General features: G+C 68.2%; 21 protein-coding genes. 9 read left to right on the forward strand and 12 right to left on the reverse strand.

The window, feature by feature from the left end:
- Positions 1 to 50 precede the first annotated feature (50 nt).
- A complete protein-coding gene (locus AC1DSA_RS18975) occupies positions 51 to 983 on the reverse strand; it encodes an electron transfer flavoprotein subunit alpha/FixB family protein (protein ID WP_477892032.1) in 933 nt (310 codons plus the stop codon).
- The gene (locus AC1DSA_RS18980) at positions 983 to 1,732 is read right to left on the reverse strand and encodes an electron transfer flavoprotein subunit beta/FixA family protein (protein ID WP_477892034.1); all 750 of its coding nucleotides are present in this window, start codon (positions 1,730 to 1,732) and stop codon (positions 983 to 985) included. Before AC1DSA_RS18980 ends, AC1DSA_RS18975 begins: the two co-directional genes overlap by 1 nt.
- 291 nt (positions 1,733 to 2,023) lie before the next feature.
- On the opposite strand from AC1DSA_RS18980, the gene AC1DSA_RS18985 reads away from it, so the two are divergent.
- From AC1DSA_RS18985 to AC1DSA_RS18995, 3 genes are all read left to right on the forward strand, one after another.
- The gene (locus AC1DSA_RS18985; protein WP_477892036.1) at positions 2,024 to 3,040 is read left to right on the forward strand and encodes a TRAP transporter substrate-binding protein; all 1,017 of its coding nucleotides are present in this window, start codon (positions 2,024 to 2,026) and stop codon (positions 3,038 to 3,040) included.
- Between the two features lie 88 nt (positions 3,041 to 3,128).
- The gene (locus tag AC1DSA_RS18990; RefSeq protein ID WP_477892038.1) at positions 3,129 to 3,614 is read left to right on the forward strand and encodes a TRAP transporter small permease; all 486 of its coding nucleotides are present in this window, start codon (positions 3,129 to 3,131) and stop codon (positions 3,612 to 3,614) included.
- Positions 3,611 to 4,903, forward strand: coding sequence for a TRAP transporter large permease (locus AC1DSA_RS18995; protein WP_477892040.1), 1,293 nt, complete (start codon positions 3,611 to 3,613; stop codon positions 4,901 to 4,903). The genes AC1DSA_RS18990 and AC1DSA_RS18995 overlap by 4 nt, the downstream gene beginning before the upstream one ends.
- Here AC1DSA_RS18995 and AC1DSA_RS19000 read toward each other — a convergent pair.
- From AC1DSA_RS19000 to AC1DSA_RS19010, 3 genes are read right to left on the reverse strand one after another with little or no spacing between them, the layout of a single operon-like run.
- Positions 4,872 to 6,131 carry a mechanosensitive ion channel family protein gene (locus AC1DSA_RS19000; RefSeq protein WP_477892042.1) on the reverse strand — a complete coding sequence of 420 codons (1,260 nt, stop codon included), beginning with the start codon at positions 6,129 to 6,131 and terminating at the stop codon, positions 4,872 to 4,874. The genes AC1DSA_RS18995 and AC1DSA_RS19000 overlap by 32 nt on opposite strands.
- Positions 6,128 to 6,913 (reverse strand): enoyl-CoA hydratase, encoded by a 786-nt coding sequence (locus tag AC1DSA_RS19005; RefSeq protein ID WP_477892044.1) that lies wholly within the window; start codon positions 6,911 to 6,913, stop codon positions 6,128 to 6,130. The genes AC1DSA_RS19000 and AC1DSA_RS19005 overlap by 4 nt, the downstream gene beginning before the upstream one ends.
- Before the next feature lie 20 nt (positions 6,914 to 6,933).
- Positions 6,934 to 7,887, reverse strand: a complete 954-nt coding sequence (locus AC1DSA_RS19010) for a histone deacetylase family protein (RefSeq protein ID WP_477892046.1) — start codon at positions 7,885 to 7,887, stop codon at positions 6,934 to 6,936.
- Between the two features lie 45 nt (positions 7,888 to 7,932).
- Between AC1DSA_RS19010 and AC1DSA_RS19015 the strand changes: the two genes are divergently transcribed.
- The 6 genes from AC1DSA_RS19015 to AC1DSA_RS19040 all read left to right on the forward strand — a co-directional run bounded on the left by AC1DSA_RS19015 (position 7,933) and on the right by AC1DSA_RS19040 (position 14,094).
- The gene (locus AC1DSA_RS19015) at positions 7,933 to 8,853 is read left to right on the forward strand and encodes an AAA family ATPase (protein ID WP_477892048.1); all 921 of its coding nucleotides are present in this window, start codon (positions 7,933 to 7,935) and stop codon (positions 8,851 to 8,853) included.
- A 7-nt stretch (positions 8,854 to 8,860) separates the two neighbouring features.
- Complete coding sequence (locus AC1DSA_RS19020) at positions 8,861 to 9,838, forward strand: DUF58 domain-containing protein (protein WP_477892050.1); 978 nt, start codon at positions 8,861 to 8,863, stop codon at positions 9,836 to 9,838.
- Positions 9,832 to 11,844, forward strand: coding sequence for a transglutaminase TgpA family protein (locus AC1DSA_RS19025; protein WP_477892052.1), 2,013 nt, complete (start codon positions 9,832 to 9,834; stop codon positions 11,842 to 11,844). The genes AC1DSA_RS19020 and AC1DSA_RS19025 overlap by 7 nt, the downstream gene beginning before the upstream one ends.
- Positions 11,844 to 12,971: a lytic murein transglycosylase B gene (mltB, locus tag AC1DSA_RS19030; protein ID WP_477892054.1), complete on the forward strand. Its 1,128-nt coding sequence runs from the start codon at positions 11,844 to 11,846 to the stop codon at positions 12,969 to 12,971. Before AC1DSA_RS19025 ends, mltB begins: the two co-directional genes overlap by 1 nt.
- Positions 12,968 to 13,597, forward strand: coding sequence for an HD domain-containing protein (locus tag AC1DSA_RS19035; RefSeq protein WP_477892056.1), 630 nt, complete (start codon positions 12,968 to 12,970; stop codon positions 13,595 to 13,597). The genes mltB and AC1DSA_RS19035 overlap by 4 nt, the downstream gene beginning before the upstream one ends.
- A 131-nt stretch (positions 13,598 to 13,728) precedes the next feature.
- Complete coding sequence (locus tag AC1DSA_RS19040; protein WP_477892058.1) at positions 13,729 to 14,094, forward strand: SpoIIAA family protein; 366 nt, start codon at positions 13,729 to 13,731, stop codon at positions 14,092 to 14,094.
- A 2-nt stretch (positions 14,095 to 14,096) separates the two neighbouring features.
- Here the strand turns inward: AC1DSA_RS19040 and AC1DSA_RS19045 are convergent, their stop codons facing one another.
- From AC1DSA_RS19045 to AC1DSA_RS19075, 7 genes are all read right to left on the reverse strand, one after another.
- Positions 14,097 to 15,050 (reverse strand): alpha-E domain-containing protein, encoded by a 954-nt coding sequence (locus AC1DSA_RS19045; protein ID WP_477892060.1) that lies wholly within the window; start codon positions 15,048 to 15,050, stop codon positions 14,097 to 14,099.
- Positions 15,051 to 15,072: 22 nt separating this feature from the next.
- A complete protein-coding gene (locus AC1DSA_RS19050; protein ID WP_477892062.1) occupies positions 15,073 to 16,569 on the reverse strand; it encodes a circularly permuted type 2 ATP-grasp protein in 1,497 nt (498 codons plus the stop codon).
- Positions 16,570 to 16,641: 72 nt separating this feature from the next.
- A complete protein-coding gene (locus tag AC1DSA_RS19055) occupies positions 16,642 to 19,095 on the reverse strand; it encodes a DNA internalization-related competence protein ComEC/Rec2 (RefSeq protein ID WP_477892064.1) in 2,454 nt (817 codons plus the stop codon).
- A gap of 52 nt (positions 19,096 to 19,147) precedes the next feature.
- Positions 19,148 to 20,206 (reverse strand): protein-glutamate methylesterase/protein-glutamine glutaminase, encoded by a 1,059-nt coding sequence (locus AC1DSA_RS19060; protein ID WP_477892066.1) that lies wholly within the window; start codon positions 20,204 to 20,206, stop codon positions 19,148 to 19,150.
- Entirely contained in the window at positions 20,203 to 20,802 is a 600-nt protein-coding gene (gene cheD / locus AC1DSA_RS19065) for a chemoreceptor glutamine deamidase CheD (RefSeq protein WP_477892068.1), read from the reverse strand. Before cheD ends, AC1DSA_RS19060 begins: the two co-directional genes overlap by 4 nt.
- A 13-nt stretch (positions 20,803 to 20,815) precedes the next feature.
- The gene (locus AC1DSA_RS19070) at positions 20,816 to 21,685 is read right to left on the reverse strand and encodes a CheR family methyltransferase (RefSeq protein ID WP_477892070.1); all 870 of its coding nucleotides are present in this window, start codon (positions 21,683 to 21,685) and stop codon (positions 20,816 to 20,818) included.
- A gap of 5 nt (positions 21,686 to 21,690) precedes the next feature.
- On the reverse strand, positions 21,691 to 23,403 hold the full coding sequence (locus AC1DSA_RS19075; protein WP_477892072.1) for a methyl-accepting chemotaxis protein: 1,713 nt from the start codon (positions 23,401 to 23,403) through the stop codon (positions 21,691 to 21,693).
- Between the last annotated feature and the right edge of the window lie 20 nt (positions 23,404 to 23,423).

Raw genomic sequence — 23,423 nt, forward strand, 5'->3', positions numbered from 1 at the left:
CCCCCCTCCCCCTCCCGCGGAGGGGTTGGGACCGGCGCCGTCGCGCGCCCTTACAGGGCCTTCACCAGCTCCGGCACGGCCTGGAACAGGTCCGCCTCGAGGCCGTAATCGGCCACGCTGAAGATCGGCGCTTCCGGATCCTTGTTGATCGCCACGATCACCTTGGAGTCCTTCATGCCGGCCAGGTGCTGGATCGCACCCGAGATGCCGCAGGCGATGTACAGCTGCGGCGCCACGATCTTGCCGGTCTGGCCGACCTGCAGGTCGTTGGGCGCGTAGCCCGCGTCGACCGCCGCGCGGCTGGCGCCGATGGCGGCACCCAGCTTGTCGGCCAGAGGCTCCAGCACCTCGTGGAACTTCTCGTTGGAGCCCATGGCCCGGCCACCGGAGACGATGATCTTGGCGGCGGTGAGCTCGGGACGGTCGTTCTGCGCGATCTCCTGGCCCAGGAAGCTGCTCTTGCCGCTGTCGGCGGCGGCGCCCACGCTTTCCACCGCGGCGCTGCCGCCGGTGGCCGCAGCCGGGTCGAAGCCGGTGGTGCGCACCGTGATCACCTTGATCTTGTCGGCGCTTTGCACGATGGCAATCGCGTTGCCGGCGTAGATCGGACGCTCGAAGGTGTCGGGGCTGTCGACCTTGGTGATGTCGGAGATCTGCGCGACGTCCAGCTTGGCGGCCACGCGCGGGGCGACGTTCTTGCCGCCGGCGGTGGCCGGGAACAGGACGTGGCTGTAGTTGCCGGCGATGGCCAGCACCTGCGCGGCGACGTTCTCGGCGAGACCGTGTTCGAGCTGGGCGCCATCGGCGTGGATCACCTTGGCCACGCCGGCGATCTGGCTGGCGGCCTTGGCGGCCTCGGCTGCATTGGCGCCGGCGACCAGCACGTGCACTTCGCCGCCGCAGGCGATGGCCGCGGTGACGGTGTTCAGGGTGGAGGGCTTGATCGACTTGTTGTCGTGTTCGGCAATGACGAGGGCGGCCATCAGATCACCTTGGCTTCATTCTTGAGTTTCGCAACGAGGGTGGCCACGTCGGGCACCTTCACACCGGCGCCGCGCTTGGGCGGCTCCGTGACCTTCAGGGTCTTCAGGCGCGGCTTGACGTCCACGCCCAGGTCCTCGGGCTTGACGATGTCCAGCTGCTTCTTCTTGGCCTTCATGATGTTGGGCAGCGTCACGTAGCGCGGCTCGTTCAGGCGCAAGTCGGTGGTGATCACCGCGGGAATCGAGATCGACAGGGTCTCCAGGCCGCCGTCGACTTCGCGCGTGACCCTGGCTTTTCCGTCGACCACTTCGACCTTGGAGGCGAAGGTGGCCTGTGGCAGGTCGGCCAGCGCCGCCAGCATCTGGCCGGTCTGGTTGCAGTCGTCGTCGATCGCCTGCTTGCCCAGGATGATCAGGCCGGGCTGCTCCTTGTCGACCAGGGCCTTGAGCAGCTTGGCCACGGCCAGCGGCTGCAGTTCCTCGTCGGTTTGCACCAGGATCGCGCGGTCGGCGCCGATCGCCATCGCGGTGCGCAGGGTCTCCTGGCACTGCTGCACGCCGCAGGAGACGGCGATCACCTCGGTGGCGACGCCCTTTTCCTTCAGGCGCACCGCCTCTTCGACCGCGATCTCGTCGAACGGGTTCATGCTCATCTTGACGTTCGCGATGTCCACACCCGTGTTGTCCGACTTCACGCGGACCTTCACGTTGTAGTCCACCACCCGCTTGACCGGGACCAGGACCTTCATGCTGGGCACTCCTAGAGATCTCTTCCGAGAATTGACGTTGACGTAAACTGGAATTCTATGCCGCCAGGGAGCGGCGGCCGCGGATTGCATCGTGCCACCGCATGGCGCGACAGAAAAAGAACGACCGTTCTTTTTTGCGATTATAGGCCCGCTACGCGCCCCGTCCCGGAAAGCCCCCCAGCTCGCGACGGCTACCGCGCCGCGCGACCTGCGATGCGGGTAAGTCAGGACCGGCGCGGCGCGGGCCGCGAATTACAGTCCAACGCACTTTCAGACACTGGAGTTCGTTGGATGAAACGCAGCCTGCTTTCCCTCTCGGCCATGGCCGCCTTCTGCGTTGCCGGCACGGCCGGCGCCCAGACAGTGCTGACCGCCTCCAGCTGGGTGCCGCCCACGCACGCGCTGAGCGTCGCGCAGAAGGAGTGGTGCGACCTGGTCGAGAAGAACTCCGCCGGCCGGGTCAAGTGCAACGTGCTGCCCCGCGCGGTGGCCAACCCGCCCGGCACCTACGACGCGGTGAAGAACGGCCTCGCGGACGTTTCCTTCACCGTCCATGGCTACACGCCCGGCCGGTTCGTGTTGACGCAGATGGCCGAGTTCTCCTTCCTGGGCGATTCGGCCGAGCCCCTGTCGGTGGCCTTCAACCGCGTGGCGATGAAGCATCCCGAGTTCGCGCAGGAGCACCAGGGCGTGCACGTGCTGGCCTTCTTCACGCACGGGCCGGGCATCGTGTTCAACACCAAGCGGCCGGTCACCAAGCTGGAAGACCTGCAGGGCCTCAAGTGGCGCGTGGGCGGCGGCATGGTCAACGAGATCTCCAAGACGCTGGGCATGAACGTGACGCTCAAGCCGGCGCCGGATTCGTACGAGCTGCTCTCGGGCGGCGTGATGGACGGCACGCTGTTCCCGGCGGAATCCATCGAGTCCTTCAAGATCGACAAGGTGATCAAGTACGCCACCACCTTCCCCGGCGGCCTGTACAACACCAGCTTCGTCTTCATGATGAATCCCGGCACGTACGGCAAGCTCAGCGCCGCCGACAAGAAGGCAGTCGACGATGCGTCCGGCGAGGTGGCGGCGCGCATCATGGGCCGCAACTGGGACAAGGTGGACCTGCGCGCCTACGCGCTCATGCAGGCCAACAACGTGCAGATCACCAAGGCGGACGCGAAGTTCGTGGCCGACGTGAAGTCCAAGACCTCCGCGCTCGAGCAGAAGTGGGTGAAGGAAGCGGAAGCCAAGGGCCTCAAGGACGCGGCCAAGGTGCTGGCGGAATTCCGCTCCGAGATCGCGAAGGCTTCCAAGTAAGCCCACAGCCCTGCTACGAAGGCGGCAGCCGGGGAGGTCTCCGGGTGCCGCCTTTTTGCGCACCCTTCCAGAAAACCGGACCAAGAGATTGAACAAGCTGCTGGACCTGCTGTGCGGGCTGCTGTCGGGGATCGCGCTCTTCGCGATCATGGCCCTGACCTTCTTCGACGTCATCGGGCGCAAGCTCGTCTCCAACTCCATTCCTGGCTCGCTGGAGCTCACGGAGCTGCTGATGGTCGTCGTCATCTTCGGGGCCCTGCCGCTGGTGTCGCGTCGCGGCGAGCACGTGGAATTCGACTCGCTCGATCCCTACCTGCCGGCCTGGGTGCGGCGCGCGCAGGGCGTGGTGGTGCACCTGCTGTGCGCCGCCGTGCTGCTGGCGCTGGCCTGGTTGATGTGGCGCACCGGCCTCCAGTTCGCCCAGAACGGTGAAACCACCGCGCAGCTGCAGATCCCCAAGGCGCCCTTCATCTATGGCATGGGCCTGCTGTGCGGCATCACCGGCGTGGTGCACCTGGCCCTGCTGGGCGCGCCGCCGGTGGACCGCGCCGAAGGCGAAGGAGTCGCGCTGTGACCGCGGCGCTGATCGGCTTCGCCGCCATCTTCATCCTGGCGCTCATGCGGGTGCCCCTGGCATTCGCGATGGGCCTCGTCGGCTTCGCGGGGATCGGGCTCACGCGCGGCTGGCAACCGGCCATGGCGAGCGCCGCGCAAGTGGTGTACGAGACCGGCTTCGCCTACACGCTGTCGGTGATCCCGCTGTTCATCCTGATGGGCAACTTCGTCGCGCGCGCGGGCCTCGCGCACGAGCTGTTCCAGGCCGCCTACGCCTTCATCGGCCACCTGCGCGGCGGGCTCGCGCATGCGACCGTGGCGGCCTGCGCGGGCTTCGGCGCCATCTGCGGATCCTCCATCGCGACCGCCGCCACCATGAGCAAGGTGGCCTATCCGTCGATGCGCAAGCTGGGCTACAGCGACTCGCTCTCCACGGGGGTCATGGCCGCGGGCGGCACGCTCGGCATCATGATCCCGCCATCTACCATCATGGTGATCTACGGGATCATCACCGAGACCAACATCGGCAAGCTGTTCGCCGCCGGTGTCATCCCCGGGCTGCTCACCGCGGCGATGCTGATGGGTGCGATCGTCATCGTCACCTCGCGCGATCCCAAGCACGCCCCGGCCGGCGAGCGGAGCTCCTGGCCCGAACGCTGGCGCGCCTTGCGCGGCATCTGGGGCGTGCTCGTGCTGGTGGTCCTGGTGCTGGGCGGCATCTACGGCGGCTTCTTCACGGCCACGGAGGGTGCGGGCTTCGGCGCGGCCGGCGCCTTCCTGTTCGCGCTGCTGCGCGGGAGGCTCAGCTGGCGCGACCTGTACGACGTCCTGGTCGAATCGGCGCGCACCACGGCGATGCTGTTCACGCTGCTGATCGCCGCCACGCTGTTCGCCAACTTCGTGAACTTCACCACCCTGCCGGGCGACCTGAAGCAGTGGATCACCCACCTGGGCCTGTCGCCCACCATGGTCGTCGTCGCGATGATGGCGATCTACGTGGTGCTGGGCACGGTGATGGAGGAGCTGACGATGGTGCTGCTCACCATCCCTCTGTTCTTTCCCATCGTGACCTCGCTGGGCTTCGACCCGGTCTGGTTCGGCGTGCTGATCGTGATGATCGTGCAGATCGGCCTGATCTCGCCGCCCGTGGGCATGAACCTGTTCGTGCTCAATGCGCTGCTGCCCGGCGTCGGGCTGGGCAACATCTTCCGCGGCTGCTGGCCTTTCGTGGCGGTGATGGTGCTGATGCTCGGCGTGCTGATCGCCTTCCCGCAGCTCAGCCTCTGGCTTCCGTCGCTGATGAAGTGAGGTGCACGACGCGCTGCGGGAACGGGATCTCTATGCCCGCTGCGCGCAGCCCCTTGAGAATGCGCAGGTTCACGTCCGACCGCACGGCCAGCTGGCCGTTCTGCGGATCGGCGATCCAGAACAGCACGGAGAACTCCAGCCCGTCGGCGCCCAGCCGCGCCAGCCGCACCACGGGCGCCGGCTCGGGCACGACGCGCGTCGCACCGATGGCGGCCTCCAGCAGCACCTTCTGCACCAGCTCGACGTCGCTGTCATAGGCCACCGACACGTCGGTGGTCAGCAGCACGCGCGGATCGGCGAGCGACAGGTTCTCGATGCGCTCGGTGATCAGCTTCTCGTTGGGCACCACGGACTCGGTGCCGGACAGCGAGCGGATCAGCGTGTAGCGCGTCTTGATGTCCGCCACCACGCCTTCGAAGTTGTCCACGCGGACGGTGTCGCCGATGCGCAGGCTGCGCTCCGCCAGGATGACGAAGCCGCTCACGTAATTGGCCGCCAGCTTCTGCAGGCCGAAGCCGAGGCCGACGCCGATGGCGCCGCCCAGCACCGACAGCGCGGTGAGGTCCACTCCCGCCGCGGACAGCGCGAACAGGAAGCCGAGCAGCAGCAGGACGGCGCGGATGGTATTGGCGGCCACCTTGCGCAAGGAGAGGTCGTCGGCCACCGCGGCGTACAGCAGCTTGCGCTCCAATGCGGCCGACACCCAGAGGACGAGCACCATCACCAGCCCGGACGACAGCACGCCCTGGACGATGGACAGCAGGCTCACCCTGGACTTGCCGAAGGCGAATTCGATGGACTCCATCTCCGCCATCACGGCCGGCAGCAGCCCGAGCATCCACAGCACGGCCGCGATCCAGGCGAGCCAGGAGAACACGCGTTCCACCACCCGCGCCCAGCCGAAACGCGGGAACACCAGCGGCAGCACGCGGGCCACGAGGCGGATCACCGCCAGCGACACCAGCACCGGCACCGCCAGGCGCAGCAGCGGCACCCGGTGCAGTTGGCCGAGGGCCACGCGGGCGGTGTAGGTGAAGGCCAGGGCCAGCAGCGGAAACAACACGCCATCGAACAGGTGGCGGCCGAACAGCACGGAGTCGGGCGGTTGCCGGCGGCCGGTCAGCCAGCAGATCCCGTACGCGGCGACCAGGCAGGCAATGAGGGTCGTGCCCTCCCACGGCGTTCCGCGCTGGCTGAGTTCGGAGATCAGCTGGTCGATGTCGATCATTCAGCGCCGGGCGTCCACTTCGGCTTGCGCTTCTCGGTGAAGGCGGTGACGCCCTCCTGCGCGCAGCCGTCCATCATGTTGGCGGCCATCACCTGCGCGGCCAGCTGGTACGCGGCCGCGATGCCCATTTCACGCTGGCGGTAGAACAGTTCCTTGCCCATCGCGAGGGCCACGCGCGGCTTCGCCAGGATGCTGGCCACCAGCCGATCGATTTCCGCGTCGACCCGGTCCGGCGCGACGGCATGGTTGACGAGCCCTCGCTCCTGCGCTTCCTGGGCCGAGATGAAGTCGCCGGTCACGAGCATTTCCATCGCCTGCTTGGCCGGCACGTTGCGCAGCAGCGGCACGCTGGGAGTGGAGCAGAACAGGCCGTAGTTGACGCCGCTGACCGCGAAGCGCGCATCGGTCGACGCCACGGCGAGGTCGCACTGAGCGACCAGCTGGCAGCCCGCGGCGGTCGCGATGCCCTGCACCCGAGCGATCACCGGAACCGGCAGCTGCTGGATCGCCAGCATCATGCGGCTGCACTGTGCGAACAGCGCCTGGTAATAGGTCAGGTCCGGCTGCGCGATCATTTCCTTGAGGTTGTGACCGGCGCAGAAGGCCTTGCCGGTCGCGGTGAGGATCACCACCCGCACGGCGTCATCGCGGGCGATGCGGTCCAGCGCCCCCTGCAGGGCCTGCAGCATTTCCTCGCCCAGCGCATTGAAGCTCCCCGGGCGGTTCATCGTGAGCGTGACCACGCCCCGCGCATCGCGCGCCTGCACCAACGCGTCGTCCATTCCTTGCTCCTCGCTCGGCTTCAGACGTCGGCCAGCGTGCGCACGTGCGCCTCGACACTGCGACCGAGCGCGTCGAGGTTGTACCCGCCCTCCAGGCAGGAGACGATGCGGCCCTTGCCGTACTTGCGGGCGACGTCCTTGATCTGCTGCGTGATCCAGGCGTAGTCGGCCTCCACCAGCCCCAGCTGGCCGAGGTCATCTTCGCGGTGCGCGTCGAAGCCGGCACTGACGAAGATCATCTCCGGCTGGAACGCCTCCAGTCGCGGCAGCCAGTGCTTCTGGATCAGCTCCCGGATCGCCGGCCCGCGCGTGTACGCGGGCACCGGGACGTTGACCATGTTGTCCGCATGCGATTCAAAGCCGCTGTAGGGATAGAAAGGGTGCTGGAAGATCCCCACCATCAGCACGCGCTCGTCGCCGGACAGGATGTCCTCCGTGCCGTTGCCGTGGTGCACGTCGAAGTCCACGACCGCCACGCGCTTGAGGCCGTGCCGATCGAGCGCGTAGCGCGCCGCCACCGCGACGTTGTTCATGATGCAGAAGCCCATCGCGCGGCTGCGCGTCGCGTGGTGGCCGGGCGGGCGCACCGCGCAGAACGCGTTCTCCAGTTCGCCCCCGATCACCGCGTCGGTCGCGGCGATCGCCGCGCCCGCACCGCGCAGCACCGCGTTCCAGGTGTACCGGTTCATGGACGTGTCGGGATCGATGTGCAGGTGGTCCATGCCGCCGGCGGCTTCCTGCTCGCGCAGTTCCTCGGCCAGTCCGCGCATGGCGGCCACGTGCATGCGATCGTGCGCGAGTTCGAGGATCTCGGTACTGGCGAGGGGCGCCTCGCGCCGCTCCACCGCGTCGAGCAGGCGGGAGGCCAGCATGCGGTCCTCGATGGCATCGAGTCGCTCGGGGCACTCCGGGTGCCCACGACCCATGTCGTGTCTCCTGCAATCCGGGTGTGTGAAATAGCCGGTCTTGTGCATGGCTCGTCGCGGACCTGTTCCAAATTTCGGATAAGGTCGTGCTTCATGGAAGCACGAAAAAAACTCAAAACGCTCCTGGATCAGCTTAACACGGTGATTGTCGGCAAGCCCGCCCAGGTGAGGGACTGCGTGGCCTGCCTGCTGGCAGGCGGCCACCTGCTGATCGAGGACGTTCCGGGAGTGGGGAAGACGACGCTGGCGCACGCGCTGGCCCGGGCTTTCGGGCTTCACTTCTCGCGCGTGCAGTTCACGGCGGACCTGATGCCCAGCGATCTCTCCGGGGTGTCCGTGTACGACCGCGGGCGGGAAAGCTTCATCTTCCACCCCGGCCCGATCTTCGCGCAGGTGCTGCTGGCCGACGAGATCAACCGCGCCAGCCCGAAGACGCAGAGCGCGCTGCTGGAGGCGATGGAGGAAAAGCAGGTCACGGTGGAAGGCGAGACCCGCGCCCTGCCCTCCCCGTTCTTCGTGATCGCCACCCAGAACCCGCATGACCAGCTGGGCACCTTCGCCCTGCCGGAGTCGCAGCTGGACCGCTTCCTGATGCGCATCTCGCTGGGCTATCCGGACCGCGCCGCCGAACGCGCGCTGCTGGCCGGAGCCGACCGCCGCGACATGGTGCAACGACTGGCCAACACGCTGTCGTCCATCGAGCTGCAGCAGCTGCAGGAGCAGGTGCTGGCCATCCACGCCGCCGACCCCCTGATGGACTATGTGCAGGACCTCGTGGCGGCGACCCGCACGGGGCGCTGGTTCCTGCAGGGCCTGTCGCCTCGCGCCGGCATCGCGGTGATCCGCGCCGCCAAGGCCCAGGCTTTGCTGTCCGGCCGGGACTACGTGGCACCGGACGACGTGCAGGCCATCTTTCCGCAGACGGTCGCGCACCGGATGATCCCGGTGGGCGATGCCGGGCGCGGCCCGGTGGAACAGGTGCGTGCGATGCTGGAGGCCGTCCCGCTGCCCTGAGGTCCGCGTGAGCACCACCTTGCTGCAACCCGTCGCGTTCGCGCGCAGCCGCTTCCGCCGCTGGTGGCAGGCACGGCTGCCGCTCACCGACACGATGACGCTGACGCAGCGCAACGTCTACATCCTGCCCACGCGCGCCGGCTTCATGCTGGGCGCGACACTGCTGGTGCTCCTGGTCGGCTCCATCAACTACCAGCTGAACCTGGGCTACCTGCTCACCTTCCTGCTGGCCGGGTGCGCCGTGGTGGGCATGCACGTGTGCCACGCCACCCTGCGCGGCCTGACCATGAGCCTGCTGACGCCCGCGCCGCAGTTCGCCGGCGCGAGCACGCCGCTGTCCGTGGTGCTGACCAATGCGCGCCGCAGCGAGCGCCACGGCATCGGGCTGGCGGTGCTGGACGCTACGCACGAGGACCATTGGACCTGGACCGACGTGCCCGCCCAGGGCGGTTGCACGATCCAGGTCGCTTTCCGGCCGGAGCGTCGCGGCCTCCACCGCGTGCCCCCGCTCACGGCGGAGACCCGTTTCCCGCTGGGTACGTTCCGCGTCTGGACCGTGTGGCGCCCGGCGGCGCAGGTGCTCGTCTATCCCACCCCCGAGCCGCAGCCGCCGCCGCTGCCGCCGGGCGAACCGCGGTCTGGCGGCGCGGCCGTCAACCGCCTGCAGAACACCGGCGAGTTCGAGGGCGTGCGCCCGTACCGCCGGGGCGATCCGTTGAAACTGGTGGTGTGGAAGAAGGCGGCCAAGTCGAATGAGCTGGTCAGCCGCGATACGCTGCAGGCACAGCGCATGGAGCTGTGGCTGGACTACGAGCGATGCGGGCAGCTTGAACGGGAGGCGCGCCTGTCGCGGCTGACGGCGTGGGTGCTGCAAGCGGACAAGCTGGGGCAGGACTATGGCCTGCGACTGCCCGGACAGCGTATCGCGGCCGGCTCGGGCGAGGTCCACAAGCGCCGTTGCCTGGAGGCGCTGGCACTGTGCTGAGGCTCCTTCCCCGCCGCATCGCCACGTTGCCGCGCGACGGCCGTGACACGCTGTTCCTGCTGCTGGTGATCGGCTGGATCGTGCTGCCGCACGTGAACCACCTGCCGTGGTGGTGCTCGCTGCTTGCGGCAGTGATCCTGGCCTGGCGCGGCGCGCTGGCGGTGCTGGGCCAGCCGCTGCCGGGACGCGCGTGGCTCGCCGTGCTGCTGGCGCTGGCGCTGCTCGGCACCTGGGCCACGCACCGCACCCTGCTGGGGCGTGACGCCGGCGTCACGCTGATCGTGGCGCTACTGGCGCTGAAGACGCTGGAACTGCGGGCAAGGCGCGACGCGTTCGTCGTGTTCTTCCTGGGCTTCTTCGCGATGCTCACCAATTTCTTCTTCTCCCAGTCCCTCGCCGTGGCCGCCGCCATGCTGGTGGGCCTGCTGGGCCTGCTGACGGCACTGGTCAATGCGCACATGCCCGTGGGGCGCCCCGCGTTGCTGAAATCCGCGCGCATCGCCGGGGGGATGACGCTGCTGGGCGCGCCGGTGATGGCGGTTCTGTTCCTGCTGTTCCCGCGCTTCGCGCCGCTGTGGGGCATCCCCGGCGACGCGATGTCCGGCCGCAGTGGCCTGTCGGCGCAGATGGAGGTCGGAACGCTCGCCCATCTCGCGCTGGACGAAAGCATCGCGATGCGGGTGCGCTTCGAGGGAAGCCCTCCTCCGCAAAGCGACCTGTACTTCCGCGGGCCGGTGCTGAGCGACTTCGACGGCCGCCAATGGCGCCCGCTGCTGCCGCGCCTGGGTTCGCGCTTTCCTCCGCCCCACCTGATGGACCCGCAGCTGCGGGGTCTCGGCGCACCGGTCCGCTACGAAGTGACGATGGAGGCGAACAACCGGCCCTGGCTGCTCACGCTGGACGCCGCCCTCCAGCCGCCCGAAGCTCCCGAGCTGCAGGCGGCAATGACCAGCGAGCTGCAGTGGATCGCCTCGCGCCCGGTGGTGGACCTGCTGCGCTACCGCGCCGTCAGCCATGTGGTGTTCCGCCATGGCCCGCCGCGGAGCCTGCTCGTGCTGCCCGAGTACGCGCAGCTGCCGCCGGGCTACAACCCGCGCACCCTGGAACTCGCCGCGCAGTTGCGGCGCGATCACCCTGGCGCCGACGCGGGAGCGCTGGTGCAGGCCGCGCTGCAGCTCCTTCGCACCGGCGGCTACCGGTACACGCTCGATCCCGGCGTGTACGGCCAGCACACGGCCGACGAATTCTGGTTCGACCGCAAGGAGGGTTTCTGCGAGCACATCGCCTCCGCGTTCGCGGTGCTGGTGCGCGCGATGAACATCCCGGCGCGCGTGGTCACCGGCTACCAGGGCGGCGAACTGAACGCGATGGATGGCTATTGGGTGGTGCGGCAGAGCGACGCCCACGCCTGGACCGAAGTGTTCCTGGAGGGGCGCGGCTGGGTCCGGGTCGACCCCACTTCCGCGGTGGCGCCGGGCCGCACGGGCAGCTTCCAGCGCCTGCTGGCGCCGCGCGGGGTGCTGGGGGCGGCCATGGACACCGTCACGCCCAACCTGTCGGCGGTGCTGCGCTCGGCGTGGGAGGCGATGAACAACAGCTGGAACCAGTGGATCCTGAACTACACCCAGAGTCGCCAGCTCGACCTGCTGCGCAACCTGGGTTTCAGCTCGCCGAGCTGGGAGGACCTGAGCCGGCTGCTGCTCGGCGTGGTCGTCATCGTGGCCCTCGCGGGCGCCGCGTGGAGCTGGTGGGACCGACTGCAGCACGATCCATGGCTGCGCCTGCTCGCGCGCACGCGCCGGCGGCTGGGCCAGGCCGGCCTGGAGGTCGGGTTCACCTCGCCTCCTCGAGAGATTGCACAATTGGTGAGCACGCGTTTCGGTGCGGATGCGCAAGAATTGGCGGACTGGTTGCTCAGGCTGGAGGCCCAGCGGTACGCCCGGCCCCCCGCCAGCAGCCTGGGCGCGCTCCGGCGCGAGTTCCACCAGCTATCCTGGCCCCGTTGATGCCCTTCCTTCCTGTCCTGCTCGCCCTGCTGCTCGCCTGGTCGCCCGCTGTCCTGGGGCAGGAGAGCGCGTCCCCGTCCGAGGCTTCGCCGCCGGCCAAGGTGAAGCCTCGCGTTTCCCCGCGCGCAAAGCCGGCGGTGCAGCGCAACGGCCCGCCCTATGCGGAGCGCGAGGACGCGATGGAATTCGCCGAGGAGATGGCGGCCAAGCGCGACCTCGATCCGGCCTGGGTGCGCCGCATGGTCGGACAGGCCCGCAACCTGGCGGTCGTGAGCCGGCTGATGCAGCCTCCGCCGGCCAGCCAACCCAAGAACTGGCGGGTCTACCGCAGCCGCTTCATCGATGCCACGCGCATCAATGCGGGCGTGCGGTTCTGGAACGACAACCGCAAGACGCTGGAGCGGGCCGAACAGGAGTTCGGTGTGCCCGCGGACATCATCGTCGGCATCGTCGGCGTCGAAACGATCTACGGGCAGCAGATGGGCGACTTCCGCGTGATCGACGCGCTGGCCACGCTCGCTTTCGACTTCCCTTCCAGCCACCCCCGCGCTGCGGAACGCACCCAGTACTTCCGCAACGAACTGGAGCAGTTCCTCGCCTTCCACAAGGCGGAGCGCACCAATCCGCTGCAGCCCCGGGGCAGCTATGCGGGCGCCTGGGGCATGCCGCAGTTCATGCCCAGCAGCCTGGCTCGCTGGGGCGTGGACTACGACGGCGACAAGAAGGTCGACCTGGCCAACAGCACCGACGACGTGATCGGTTCGGTGGCCAGTTATTTCAAGGGCTACGGCTGGACGCCGGGCATGCCCACCCACTACCCCGTGGGCTTCGATCCGGCGAAGCTCGACCTCGAAGGCCTGCTCGCTCCCGACATCCTTCCGACCTTCACCGCGGCCCGCCTCCAGGAGAAGGGCGCGGTCCTCGAAGGCGATGCGCTGCAGCACAAGGGGCCCCTCGCGCTGGTCGAACTGCAGAACGGAGGCGACCCTCCCAGCTACGTCGCGGGCACCGAGAACTTCTACGTGATCACGCGCTACAACTGGTCCAGCTACTACGCGATGGCCGTGATCGAGCTGGGGCGCGAGGTGAAGGAAGCCTTGTCGCGCACCACGGCACGCAACCCATGACGGTCAGCGGCGACTCCTGGCGTCGGATCTGGACGGAGCTTGGCGCCCACACCATCGACGGCGGTGTGTTCAACCAGCTGGTGGCTGCCTACAGCGAGCGGCATCGCCACTACCACACGCTGCAGCACCTGCGCGAATGCCTGGCGCATTGCGAGGCGGCGGCCTCGCTCGCCCGGCGCCCGGCGGAAGTGGAACTCGCGCTCTGGTTCCACGACGCCGTGTATGACCCGCGCCGCGCCGACAACGAAGAGCGCAGCGCGGAATGGGCGTGGCGCAGCATCCTGGCGGCGGGCTGCGCAGAAGATGTCGCCCAGCGCGTGCAGTCCCTGGTGCTGGCCACCCGCGACCACGAAGCGGCCTCGGGGGACGCCGACACGCAGCTCTTGCTGGACATCGACCTGGCGATCCTGGGTGCCGCGCCTGCGCGATTCGCCGAGTACGGAAACCAGATCCGCGCCGAGTATGCGCACGTGCCGGAGGCCGACTACCGCAAGGGGCGGGCCCAGGTGCTGTCAGGCTTCCTGGCGCGCCCGCGCATCTACGCCACCGCAGCCTTCCATGACGCGCTGGAGCATCGCGCCCGCGAGAACCTGGCAGGGGCGCTGGCCGTACTCGCAGCCGGATGAAAGTCTCGCCTGCGTGCGCCCCGGCGCGCGCAGCTCGACTGGAGTTACTCCGGTAACAACCCTGCTGGTGTCGCTGCAAGCGGGAAACGTTTGCGCCCGCTCAGCCTCGGCTTTGGCACATTGACGGGGCCATGAACTTCGATGTCGCGATCGACCAGGAACTGCACTTCGTGCGGATCACGGTCAGCGGCCAACTCGCCATCGAAGAACTGCTGTCGATGATCCACCTGCTGGGGGTGGAGAGCGAGACCTGGAACGAAGACCGGGTGCTCGTCGACCTGCGATCGGTCCGGACCGTCTTCACGCTGCTGGACCACTACCGCATCGGCGAGGAGGCGGCGGCCAGCCTGTCGCACATGGGCAAGATCGCGTCGCTGGTCCTGCCGGAGCGCGTGACGCGCATGAGCGAGAAGGCCGCGCGGCGCAGCGGCACCAACGTGCGCGTGTTCGACGACGAGCGGGCGGCGGTGGCCTGGCTGCAGGCCGCGCTCGTTTGACCCTAGGTCGGGATCAGGAAGTCGCGGCTGATCCGGGCGCCGAGGTCGTTCACGCGGTCGAGGAACTGCGTGAGGAAGGCGTGCAGGCCCGTGGCCAGGATCTCCTCGATGTCGCCGTATTGAAGCTCCGCGCGCAGCTTGCCTGCGCGGCGCGCCGTCTCCGAGGACTGGTCGTTGGCCACCATGGAGACGTTGTGCACCACTTCGTTCATGCTCGCGTGCAGCGAGCGGGGCATGTCCGCCCGCAGGATCAGCAGGTCCGCCACGCGTTCCGGCTTGATCACGTCGCGGTAGACCTTCCGGTAGATCTCGAAGCCGGAGACGCTGCGCAGGATCGAGCTCCAATGGTAGAAGTCGTACTCCTGGTCCTTCTCGCTGGCGGCGCCGAAGAAGTCGCTCTGCACGGCATGGAATTTCACGTCGACCAGCCGCGCCGTGTTGTCCGCGCGCTCGAGGAAGGTGCCCAGGCGCATGAAGTAAAGCGCTTCGTCCATCAGCATGGTGCCCACCGTCACGCCACGCGACAGGTGAGAGCGGAACTTCACCCATTCGAAGAACTGGCCGGGGTCGCGCTCGAAGTCGCCGGTGCGCAGCATGCGGTTGACTTCCAGCCAGGTCTGGTTCTGCGTTTCCCACACCTCCGTGGTCAGCGAGCCCCGCACCGCGCGCGCATTCTCCCGCGCCGCGCGCAGGCACGACACGATCGAGGACGGATTGCTCTCGTCGCGCACCATGAACTGCATGACCCGCTGCGGTTCGACCTCGCCGTGCTTGGCCTGGTAGGCGGGCATCAGCTCGCTGATGGACAGCATGCCCTGCCAGCCCACCTTGGAGACGGCGGCAGACTGGGGCAGCAGCGACGTCTGGTAATTGACGTCCAGCATGCGGGCGGTGTTCTCCGCCCGTTCGGTGTAGCGCGCCATCCAGAAGAGGTGGTCGGCGGTGCGCGAGAGCATGTTCGCAGTTTCTCCGTCAGCTTCAGATTTCGAGAATCCAGGTGTCCTTGGTGCCGCCCCCCTGGGAGGAGTTGACCACCAGCGATCCCTCCTTCAGCGCGACGCGGGTCAGGCCGCCCGGCACCATCTGCACGTCCTTGCCGGAGAGCACGAAGGGACGCAGGTCGATGTGGCGCGGCGCGATGCCCTTGTCCACATAGGTGGGGCAGCTGGACAGCGACAGCGTCGGCTGCGCGATGTAGCCCTCGGGCTTCGCCTGCAGCTGCCTGCGGAAATCCTCGATCTCCTGCTGCGTCGCCGCCGGTCCCACCAGCATGCCGTAGCCGCCGGCGCCGTGCACCTCCTTCACCACGAGCTCCTTCAGGTTCGCCAGCACGTACTTGAGGTCGTCCGGGTTGCGGCACATGTAGGTCGGCACGTTGGACAGGATCGGCTTCTCCCCGAGGTAGAACTCGATCATCTTCGGCACGTAGGGGTAGATGGACTTGTCGTCCGCCACGCCGGTGCCGATGGCGTTGCACAGCGAGACGTTGCCGGCGCGGTAGACATTCAGCAGGCCGGCGCAGCCCAGCGTCGATTGCGGGCGGAAGGCCTGCGGGTCCAGGAAATCGTCGTCGACGCGACGGTAGATCACGTCCACGCGGCGCGGGCCCCGCGTGGTCCGCATGTACACGAAGTTGTCGCGCACGAACAGGTCCTGGCCTTCCACCAGCTCGACGCCCATCTGCTGGGCCAGGAAGGCGTGCTCGAAGTAGGCGCTGTTGTACATGCCCGGGGTGAGCACGACCACGGTGGGATCGTCGGTGGTGGCCGGCGCCGAGGCCCGCAGCGTTTCCAGCAGCAGGTCGGGGTAGTGCATGACCGGCGCGACCCGGTAGGCGCTGAACAGGTCCGGGAACAGCCGCATCATCATCTTGCGGTCTTCCAGCATGTAGCTCACGCCGCTGGGGACGCGCAGGTTGTCCTCGAGCACGTAGTACTCGGCGTCCCCCTTGGCGTTGGGCGCTCGCACGATGTCGATGCCGGACACGTGCGAATAGATGTTGTTGGGAACGTTGACGCCCACCATCTCCTGGCGGAACTGCGCGTTGCCCGTGATCTGCGCCAGGGGCACGATGCCGGCCTTGAAGATCTCCTGCTCGTGGTAGACGTCGTGGATGAAGCGGTTGAGGGCCGTCACCCGCTGGACCAGCCCTTTTTCCATCTGCCGCCATTCGGAGGCGGGGATGATGCGGGGAATCAGGTCGAACGGAATCAGCCGTTCGGTGCCCGAGCCGTCCTCGTCCTTGGCGCCATAGACGGCGAAGGTGATGCCCACGCGGCGGAAGATCATCTCCGCCTCTTCCCGGCGGGCGCGCATCATTTCCTGGGGCTGGCGACCGAGCCAGTCGGCGTAGGTGCGGTAATGGTCGCGCACGCCCTGGACCTGCGTCTGAGACATTGATCCGAGCGACTGGCTCTGGAACTGCACCGATCCGTTCCCGGGCAGCAGTGCGAACATCTCGTCGAATTTCAGCATGATCCTCTGTGCGATGGCTCGGAAGACAGGATAGCAAGTTCCCGGCCATGGTTGGGCGCCGGCAGGGCGTCCTCATGCACCATTTCGGCCCGGTGCCGGCGCACCGTGGTGCCAATAGCGTGGCGCCGCTTCCCGCTCGCAGCGTACCGCCGAGGGCAGCGCCGACCGCCAGGTGAGCGCACCACAGGTGGGCGACACCGACAGGGAGATGCCGCGCTCGACGTAGCGCTGCACCACGTCGGGGGCCGGATGGCCGAAGCGGTTGCGATAGCCGGACTGCGCCAGCGCGATGGCGGGGCGAACGGCGTCCAGGAAGACGGCGCTGGAGGAGGTCCGGCTGCCGTGGTGGGGCACCAGCAGCCAGTCGGCCTGGAGGGCCGCCGGCGTGTCGGAGAGCGTCGCTTCCTGCGGCTTCTCGATGTCGCCGGCCAGCAGGGCATGGACCCGGCCATTGCCCACGCGCAGCACGCAACTCAGCGAGTTCGGCCGCGCGGGTGCAGCGTAGGCCTCGGGCTGGGGGTGCAGGATCTCGAAGCGAACACCGTCCCACTCCCAGGCCTGCCCCGCCATGCAGCGTTCCACCGGCCGGAGGGCCTGCAGGGGATGCGATGCTTCGATGGAGCTGACGAGGCGGGCCTGCGATTGCATGCGCAGCACGGCCACGGCGCCGCCGGTGTGGTCCGCATCGCGGTGGCTCAGCACCAGCACGTCCACCCGCTCGTCGAACGCGCGCAGCAGCGGCACCAGGACCCGCTGGCCCGCGTCGGTTTCGCGGCTGTAGAGGGGTCCCGCGTCGTACACCAGGGTGTGGCCGGCCGTGCGCACCAGCACCGCATTGCCCTGGCCCACGTCGGCGGCAAGCAGCTCGAACTCACCAGGGGAAGGCCGTTCGGGCTGCCACAACAGCACGGGCAGCATCAGCGGCACGCCCAGCAGGCGCGCAGCCAACGGCAGGCGCATGGCCAGCAGCACCCCACCGGCAACGCCCACGGCCGCCGCCCAGAGCGGTGGGGCAGGCGCCGACCAGGTCGCCATCGGCCACTCCGCCAGCCACCGCAGCAACACGGCCAGCCCATCCACTGCTCCGGCGGCCAGCCCCCACAGGGGCGTGAACGCCACCCCCGCAAGGCCCAGCGGCGTCACCACCAGCGTGACCCAGGGAATGGCGAGCAGGTTGGCCAGGAGCCCCACGAGGGACACCTGGCCGAACAACAGCAGGGAAAGCGGCGTCAGTGCCACCGTCACGATCGCCTGCTCGCGTACGAGCCCGCGCACGGCCTCGGCGACGCGGCCCGCCAGCCGCGGCCTTTCGGCGGCGGGCAACGCCTCGCGGCTGGGTCCGCTTGCAAACAGCACACCGACGGCCACGAAGCTGAGCCAGAAACCAGCCTGGGTGAGCGCCCAGGGATCGGAGGCGACGACCACCGCACACGCGGCCAGCCATACCCACGGCCACGGCCAGGAGCGCGCGCCGAGCCGCAGCGCCCCGACGGTGGCCAGCATCAGCACCGTGCGCTGGGCCGGGACGCCCCAGCCGCTGAACAGAGCATACGCCGCCGCCAACAGGATGCCGCCTGCAACCCCGGCGTGCTGTGCCGGCCAGGCCAGGCAAAGACGAGCGCTGCGCCGCCACAGCCGCACGACACCGGCCGCCGCCAGCCAGGCGAACATCGTGACGTGCAGGCCCGAGATGCTCATGAGGTGGGCGACCCCCGTGGCCCGGAACACGTCCCAGTCGGCGCGCTCGATTGCGCCCTGGTCTCCCACCACCAGGGCCGCCAGCACACCCGCCAGCCGCGGATCGGTCACCTGCACCTCGATGGCCGCCCGGACGCCGTGCCGCGCCAGTTCCATCGGGTGCCGCCAGCTGGTGGCGAGCCGCTGCGGTGGCGGGTCGCGCGGTCCGGCACGGATCGAGCCGGTCGCCTGGACACCCTGCTCCCAGAGCCACAGCTCGTAATCGAACCCGTGCGGGTTGACCTGGCCGTGGGGCGCTTTCAGCCGCGCGTTGAATTGCCAGCGCTCGCCAGGACGCAGATCGGCTGGTTGCCGCTGCGGCGACAAGATGCCCTCGGCACCGGTTTCGGGGCCGCCATACCAACCCAACAGGAGTTGCGGCGGCACCCGCACCTCCTTCCCCCCCAGGCGCGCCGACTCTGGCTCGAAGCGGAAGCGGATACCTGTCTCGCCTCGGTGCGGCAAGGCCGCGACGATGCCGGTGAGCACGAGGTCGCGTCCCTCCAGCGACGCTTCCAACCCGCTCCCTGCATAGGCAGACGCGCGCCAGCCCGTTGCGCCGGCCGAAAGCAGGCAGGCCGCGGCAAAGACCAGGAACGAGCGCAATCGAACCGGGCATGCGACATGCCAGAGAACCACCAGGACGATGGCCGCGGCCGCCGTGCCCGCGGCGTACGTCCAGAGCGCCCAGAGCTGCGGTTGCTGCAGTTGCAAGGCGGCGCCGAGCACGATGCCGGGCAGTGACGCTGCAAAGGCGCTGGTCCTGTAGCCGGGCGCGGGCGTGCTCATCTCCGCTCAACGCACCGAGAGCGGTCGCGAGCTCCTCCAGTTGGGGGACCTGTCAGGCGACCGCGAGCGCCTCGAGCCGCGCGGGGATGTCCGCGAGCGTGATCACTTCTCGCACGCCGCCGGCGGCGATCGCCTGGCGCGGCATGCCGAAGACGACGCAGCTGGCCTCGTCCTGTGCCAAGGTGTAGGCGCCACCTTGGCACAGCTCCAGCATGGCGTCGGCGCCATCGCCTCCCATGCCGGTCAACATCACCCCAACGGCGCGCGTGCCCGCAGTTCGAGCGATCGAGCGGAACAGCGTGTCCACCGAAGGCCTATGGCGGTTCACTGGCGGATCTTCCGTGACGCGCAGGTAGTAACCGGCACCGCGCCGCATCAGCATGAGGTGGCGCCCGCCAGGTGCGATGTAGGCCACGCCGCCGCGCACGGTCTCGTTGTCCTCCGCCTGCTTGACGTGGATGCGGCACAGCGTGTCGAGGCGGCGGGCAAAGGTCTCGGTGAAGCCGGGAGGCATGTGCTGCGCGATGAGGATCGGCGGCATGTGCGAAGGCAAGGGCATCAGGACATCGCGCAGGGCTTCGACCCCGCCGGTGGACGCGCCGATGCCGATCACGCGGCTCCATGCTCCACCCGGCGCGGGTGCGGACGGGTGGAGCGGAGCGAAGTTCGACTTGGGGATCGGAGGCGCAGGCGGAGCCGCTGCAGGCCGCCGGCGCGTGATGCGCGCCCCCGCTGCGGCGCGGATCTTTTCGGCGATCTCCTGGGCGATGCCCTCCAGCCCGTCGAACGTGTCCGGCTTGGGAAAGAAGTCGACGGCGCCCAACTCCAGCGCGCGCATGGTCGTTTCGGCACCCTGGCGGGTCAGCGACGAAATCATGATCACCGGCAGCGGGCGTACGGCCATCAGGTTTCGCAGGAAGTCCAGGCCATTCATTCGCGGCATCTCGACATCCAGCGTGATCACGTCCGGTGGGTTGCGCCGGATGCGATCGATGGCGAGCAGTGGATCGGGCGACGCGCCCAGCAGTTCCATGTCCGGCTGCGCGCCGATCACGCGGCCGAGAAAGGCGCGCATGACGGCGGAATCGTCGACGACCAGGACGCGGATCATCGGGGCGAGGAAAAGATCTCGACGTCACCGCCGCGTTCGCCGCCGATGCGCTGTAGGTACTCACGCTCCCGGCGCTGGACCGGCTCGCTGGGCGTGAGGCTCAGCCGCTTCACCTGCACCTTGCCGCTGTCGACGAAGAAGTGCACCTTGCGGGGACACACGTCGAGCAGGTCCTGGGCGAGCAGGCGTATGCCTTCCACCTTGAGGAAGTCAAGGACGAACTCGGAGTTCTTCGCGCCCACGTCGAGGCGGTCGAAGCCCGCAAGCAACTGGGCGCCGCCGAACACCTTGGCAACCATGCGCCGGCGGTCGGCGCCGAGGTGGATCATTTCATTGATCAGCACCTCCATCGCGTACACGCCGAACCGCGCGGAGGCGGCCCACGGCGATCCTTGGCTCGCGGTGTCTCCGGGCAGCATGAAATGGTTCATCCCGCCGATGCGCTCCACCGGGTCCCACAGGCACGTGGAAACGCAGGAGCCCAGCACCGTGGTGATGGCGCCCTTGCGGGCGGCGTGGTACTGGCCCGGAAGGATCTTGACGGCATCGACCCGGAATTCCCGGTCGAAGTACTGCAGGGGGACCGAGGACTCCACCAACGCCCTTTCCCTATGCGCCCACGCGCTCGTAGGCGGTACGCCCGCAGGAACGGAAGCCCGGATGGGCGGCGGGAAAGCTTTCGGAATGGCCCACCATGAGCAGTCCTCCCGGCACCAGGAGGTCGGCAAACCGGCCGAGCAGCTTCTTCTGGTATTCGCGGTCGAAGTAGATCACCACGTTGCGACAGAAGATCACGTCGAAGCGCTCCAGCGCCGGCCACGCGGGGGATTGCAGGTTCAACTGGCCGAAGCGCACCAGGCTGCGCAATTCGGACCGCACGCTGACCAGCCCGTCGTTGTCGCCCGTTCCACGAAGGAAGTGCCGGCGCAGGCGCTCGGGTGCCAGGGCGGCTGCCCGCTCTGAGCGATAGACGCCCGCTTGCGCCGTATTCAGGACGTCGGTGTCGATGTCGGTGCCCAGCACCTCGCCGGCACACTCCGCTTCTCGCAGCACCATGGCAATCGACCAGGCTTCCTCGCCCGTGGAGCAGGCACTGGACCAGCAGCGAAGCGGCGCGCCACGCTTGCCGGCGCGCTGGCGGGCATGTGCCAGCAGCAATTCGAAATGGTGCGGCTCGCGGAAGAATGCGGTGAGATTCGTGGTCAGCGCATTGACGAATGGCTCGCGCTCGTCGGAGCCTTCCCGCTGCACCAACTCCAGGTAGTCGCTAAAGCTGGACAGGCCGCGCGCCCTCAGGCGGCGCAGCAGCCGGTTGTAGACCATGTTGCGCTTCTGGGGACTGAGCTTGATGCCTGCGTAGTCCGCAATGATCTTGCGGATCGTGCCGAAGTCGCGCTCGTTCAGCAGCAGTGCGGCGTCGCATGCAACGAACGGGTCCGCAGACGTGCCCGTCGCGCGCAGGCCTGCGCTTGCGAGCATTGGCCTTAAAACTCTTTCCATTCTGCTCCGGCGCCCTTGGGCGCACCGTGCCCGCCAGCGACAGCGGTCTGCAGCCTGGCACCGGAAGACTTCACCTGGATGGGCTGGAGGAAGGCGGCTTCGGTCGCACCGGCGCGATCACGTGAAGCCGCCGGCATCATGGGCGCGTACTCGGCTTCGTCCTCGGCCAGCTTGAAGCGCGACACCATCTGCAGCAGCGAGCCTGCCTGTGACTTCATGGACTCCGTCGCCGCGCTCGCCTCCTCGACCAGCGAGGCGTTCTGCTGCACCACCTGGTCCATCTGAGTCACCGCGGTGTTGATCTGCTGGATGCCGGCATCCTGCTCTTCGCTGGCCGCGGCGATCTCCGCGATCAGGTCGCTGACCTTCTTCACCGACGCGACGATCTCGTCCATCGTCTTGCCTGCTGCGTCCACCAGCTTGCCGCCGGTATCGACTTTCTCGACCGATTCGCCGATCAGGGACTTGATCTCCTTGGCCGCCGCCGCGCTGCGCTGCGCCAGATTGCGCACTTCCGCGGCCACCACCGCGAACCCTCGTCCCTGTTCACCGGCCCGTGCAGCCTCGACCGCGGCATTCAGAGCCAGGATATTGGTCTGGAAAGCGATCCCGTCGATCACTCCGATGATGTCGCCGATCCTGCGCGATGAGTCCGAGATGCCGGCCATGGTGCTCACAACCTGGCCGACCACCTGCCCACCCTTGCGAGCGACATCGGAGGCGTTCATTGCCAACTGGCTTGCCTGGCGCGCGTTTTGCGCATTGAGGGAGACGGTGGACGTCAGCTCCTCCATGGAGCTGGCCGTTTCCTCCAGCGTGCTCGCCTGTTCCTCGGTGCGTTGCGACAGGTCCTGGTTGCCCTGGGCGATCTGCGCGCTGGTATCGGCGACCATGTGCGCACCGCCGGCGACCTCGCCCACCAGCTGGCGCAGGTTGTTCGTCATTTCCGACAGCGCGCGCAGCAGGTCCGCCGTCTCGTCAGCGCCCTGCACCTTGACGTCAGCGCTCAGGTCGCCCCGGGCAATGCGGTCCGCCGTGCGAATCGCGGCATGGAGCGGCCGCACGATGACCCGGCTCATGAGCAACGCGGCCACCACGGAAGCCGCGACGGCCACCAGCAGGATCGCGATCAGGAGCAGTGCGGCGATGCGTGCGGACCCGGCGGCCGACTCGTAGCTGTCCTGGGCCAGCTTCTTCTCGAACTGCACGAGGTCGTCCAGGTTCTTGACCATCGCAACGAAGTGCGTGTCCGCGGCCTGCATCGTCATGGCGCCCGTGGACACGTCGATCGTGCTGATATCGATCGCGTCGTCCACGAGCTTGAGGTACTTCGACAGCATCGGCAGCACGACATCGATGCGCTTGCGCTCTTCCGCGCCCACATGGGCCTGCGCCCGGAACTGCGTCAAAGATTTCGCGACGGCTTCGATCTTGGCATTCTGTTCCGCGGTGGACTGCTTGACCTTGTCTTCGCTGAGATTGGCGATCCACGTGAACAGGCGGTACACGTTGGAGTGCACTTCGCTCAGGTCCTGCGAGGCATCGGTTGCGATGACCACGCCCGCCAGCCGCTTCTTCGCGAGGTCCTCGAGCGCGGCATTCTGCCGGTCGACGACTCCATAGGCGACCGCGCCGAAACCGAGGAGGAAGATGATCGCCAGCCCGGGGGCGACCAGAATCTTGTGCCAGATCTTCATGAAGGAATGCCTCTTGGGAA

This window comes from Ramlibacter sp. P4_H7 (genome assembly GCF_056400765.1).

What these genes read in the sequence shown, in the direction of transcription:
- AC1DSA_RS18975 (WP_477892032.1), bottom strand. Translation starts at nt 983, where the DNA reads ATGGCCGCCCTCGTCATTGCCGAACACGACAACAAGTCGATCAAGCCC.
- AC1DSA_RS18980 (WP_477892034.1), bottom strand. Translation starts at nt 1,732, where the DNA reads ATGAAGGTCCTGGTCCCGGTCAAGCGGGTGGTGGACTACAACGTGAAG.
- AC1DSA_RS18985 (WP_477892036.1), top strand. Translation starts at nt 2,024, where the DNA reads ATGAAACGCAGCCTGCTTTCCCTCTCGGCCATGGCCGCCTTCTGCGTT.
- AC1DSA_RS19000 (WP_477892042.1), bottom strand. Translation starts at nt 6,131, where the DNA reads ATGATCGACATCGACCAGCTGATCTCCGAACTCAGCCAGCGCGGAACG.
- AC1DSA_RS19005 (WP_477892044.1), bottom strand. Translation starts at nt 6,913, where the DNA reads ATGGACGACGCGTTGGTGCAGGCGCGCGATGCGCGGGGCGTGGTCACG.
- AC1DSA_RS19010 (WP_477892046.1), bottom strand. Translation starts at nt 7,887, where the DNA reads ATGCACAAGACCGGCTATTTCACACACCCGGATTGCAGGAGACACGAC.
- AC1DSA_RS19015 (WP_477892048.1), top strand. Translation starts at nt 7,933, where the DNA reads ATGGAAGCACGAAAAAAACTCAAAACGCTCCTGGATCAGCTTAACACG.
- mltB (WP_477892054.1), top strand. Translation starts at nt 11,844, where the DNA reads ATGCCCTTCCTTCCTGTCCTGCTCGCCCTGCTGCTCGCCTGGTCGCCC.
- AC1DSA_RS19035 (WP_477892056.1), top strand. Translation starts at nt 12,968, where the DNA reads ATGACGGTCAGCGGCGACTCCTGGCGTCGGATCTGGACGGAGCTTGGC.
- AC1DSA_RS19040 (WP_477892058.1), top strand. Translation starts at nt 13,729, where the DNA reads ATGAACTTCGATGTCGCGATCGACCAGGAACTGCACTTCGTGCGGATC.
- AC1DSA_RS19045 (WP_477892060.1), bottom strand. Translation starts at nt 15,050, where the DNA reads ATGCTCTCGCGCACCGCCGACCACCTCTTCTGGATGGCGCGCTACACC.
- AC1DSA_RS19050 (WP_477892062.1), bottom strand. Translation starts at nt 16,569, where the DNA reads ATGCTGAAATTCGACGAGATGTTCGCACTGCTGCCCGGGAACGGATCG.
- AC1DSA_RS19055 (WP_477892064.1), bottom strand. Translation starts at nt 19,095, where the DNA reads ATGAGCACGCCCGCGCCCGGCTACAGGACCAGCGCCTTTGCAGCGTCA.
- AC1DSA_RS19060 (WP_477892066.1), bottom strand. Translation starts at nt 20,206, where the DNA reads ATGATCCGCGTCCTGGTCGTCGACGATTCCGCCGTCATGCGCGCCTTT.
- AC1DSA_RS19070 (WP_477892070.1), bottom strand. Translation starts at nt 21,685, where the DNA reads ATGCTCGCAAGCGCAGGCCTGCGCGCGACGGGCACGTCTGCGGACCCG.
- AC1DSA_RS19075 (WP_477892072.1), bottom strand. Translation starts at nt 23,403, where the DNA reads ATGAAGATCTGGCACAAGATTCTGGTCGCCCCCGGGCTGGCGATCATC.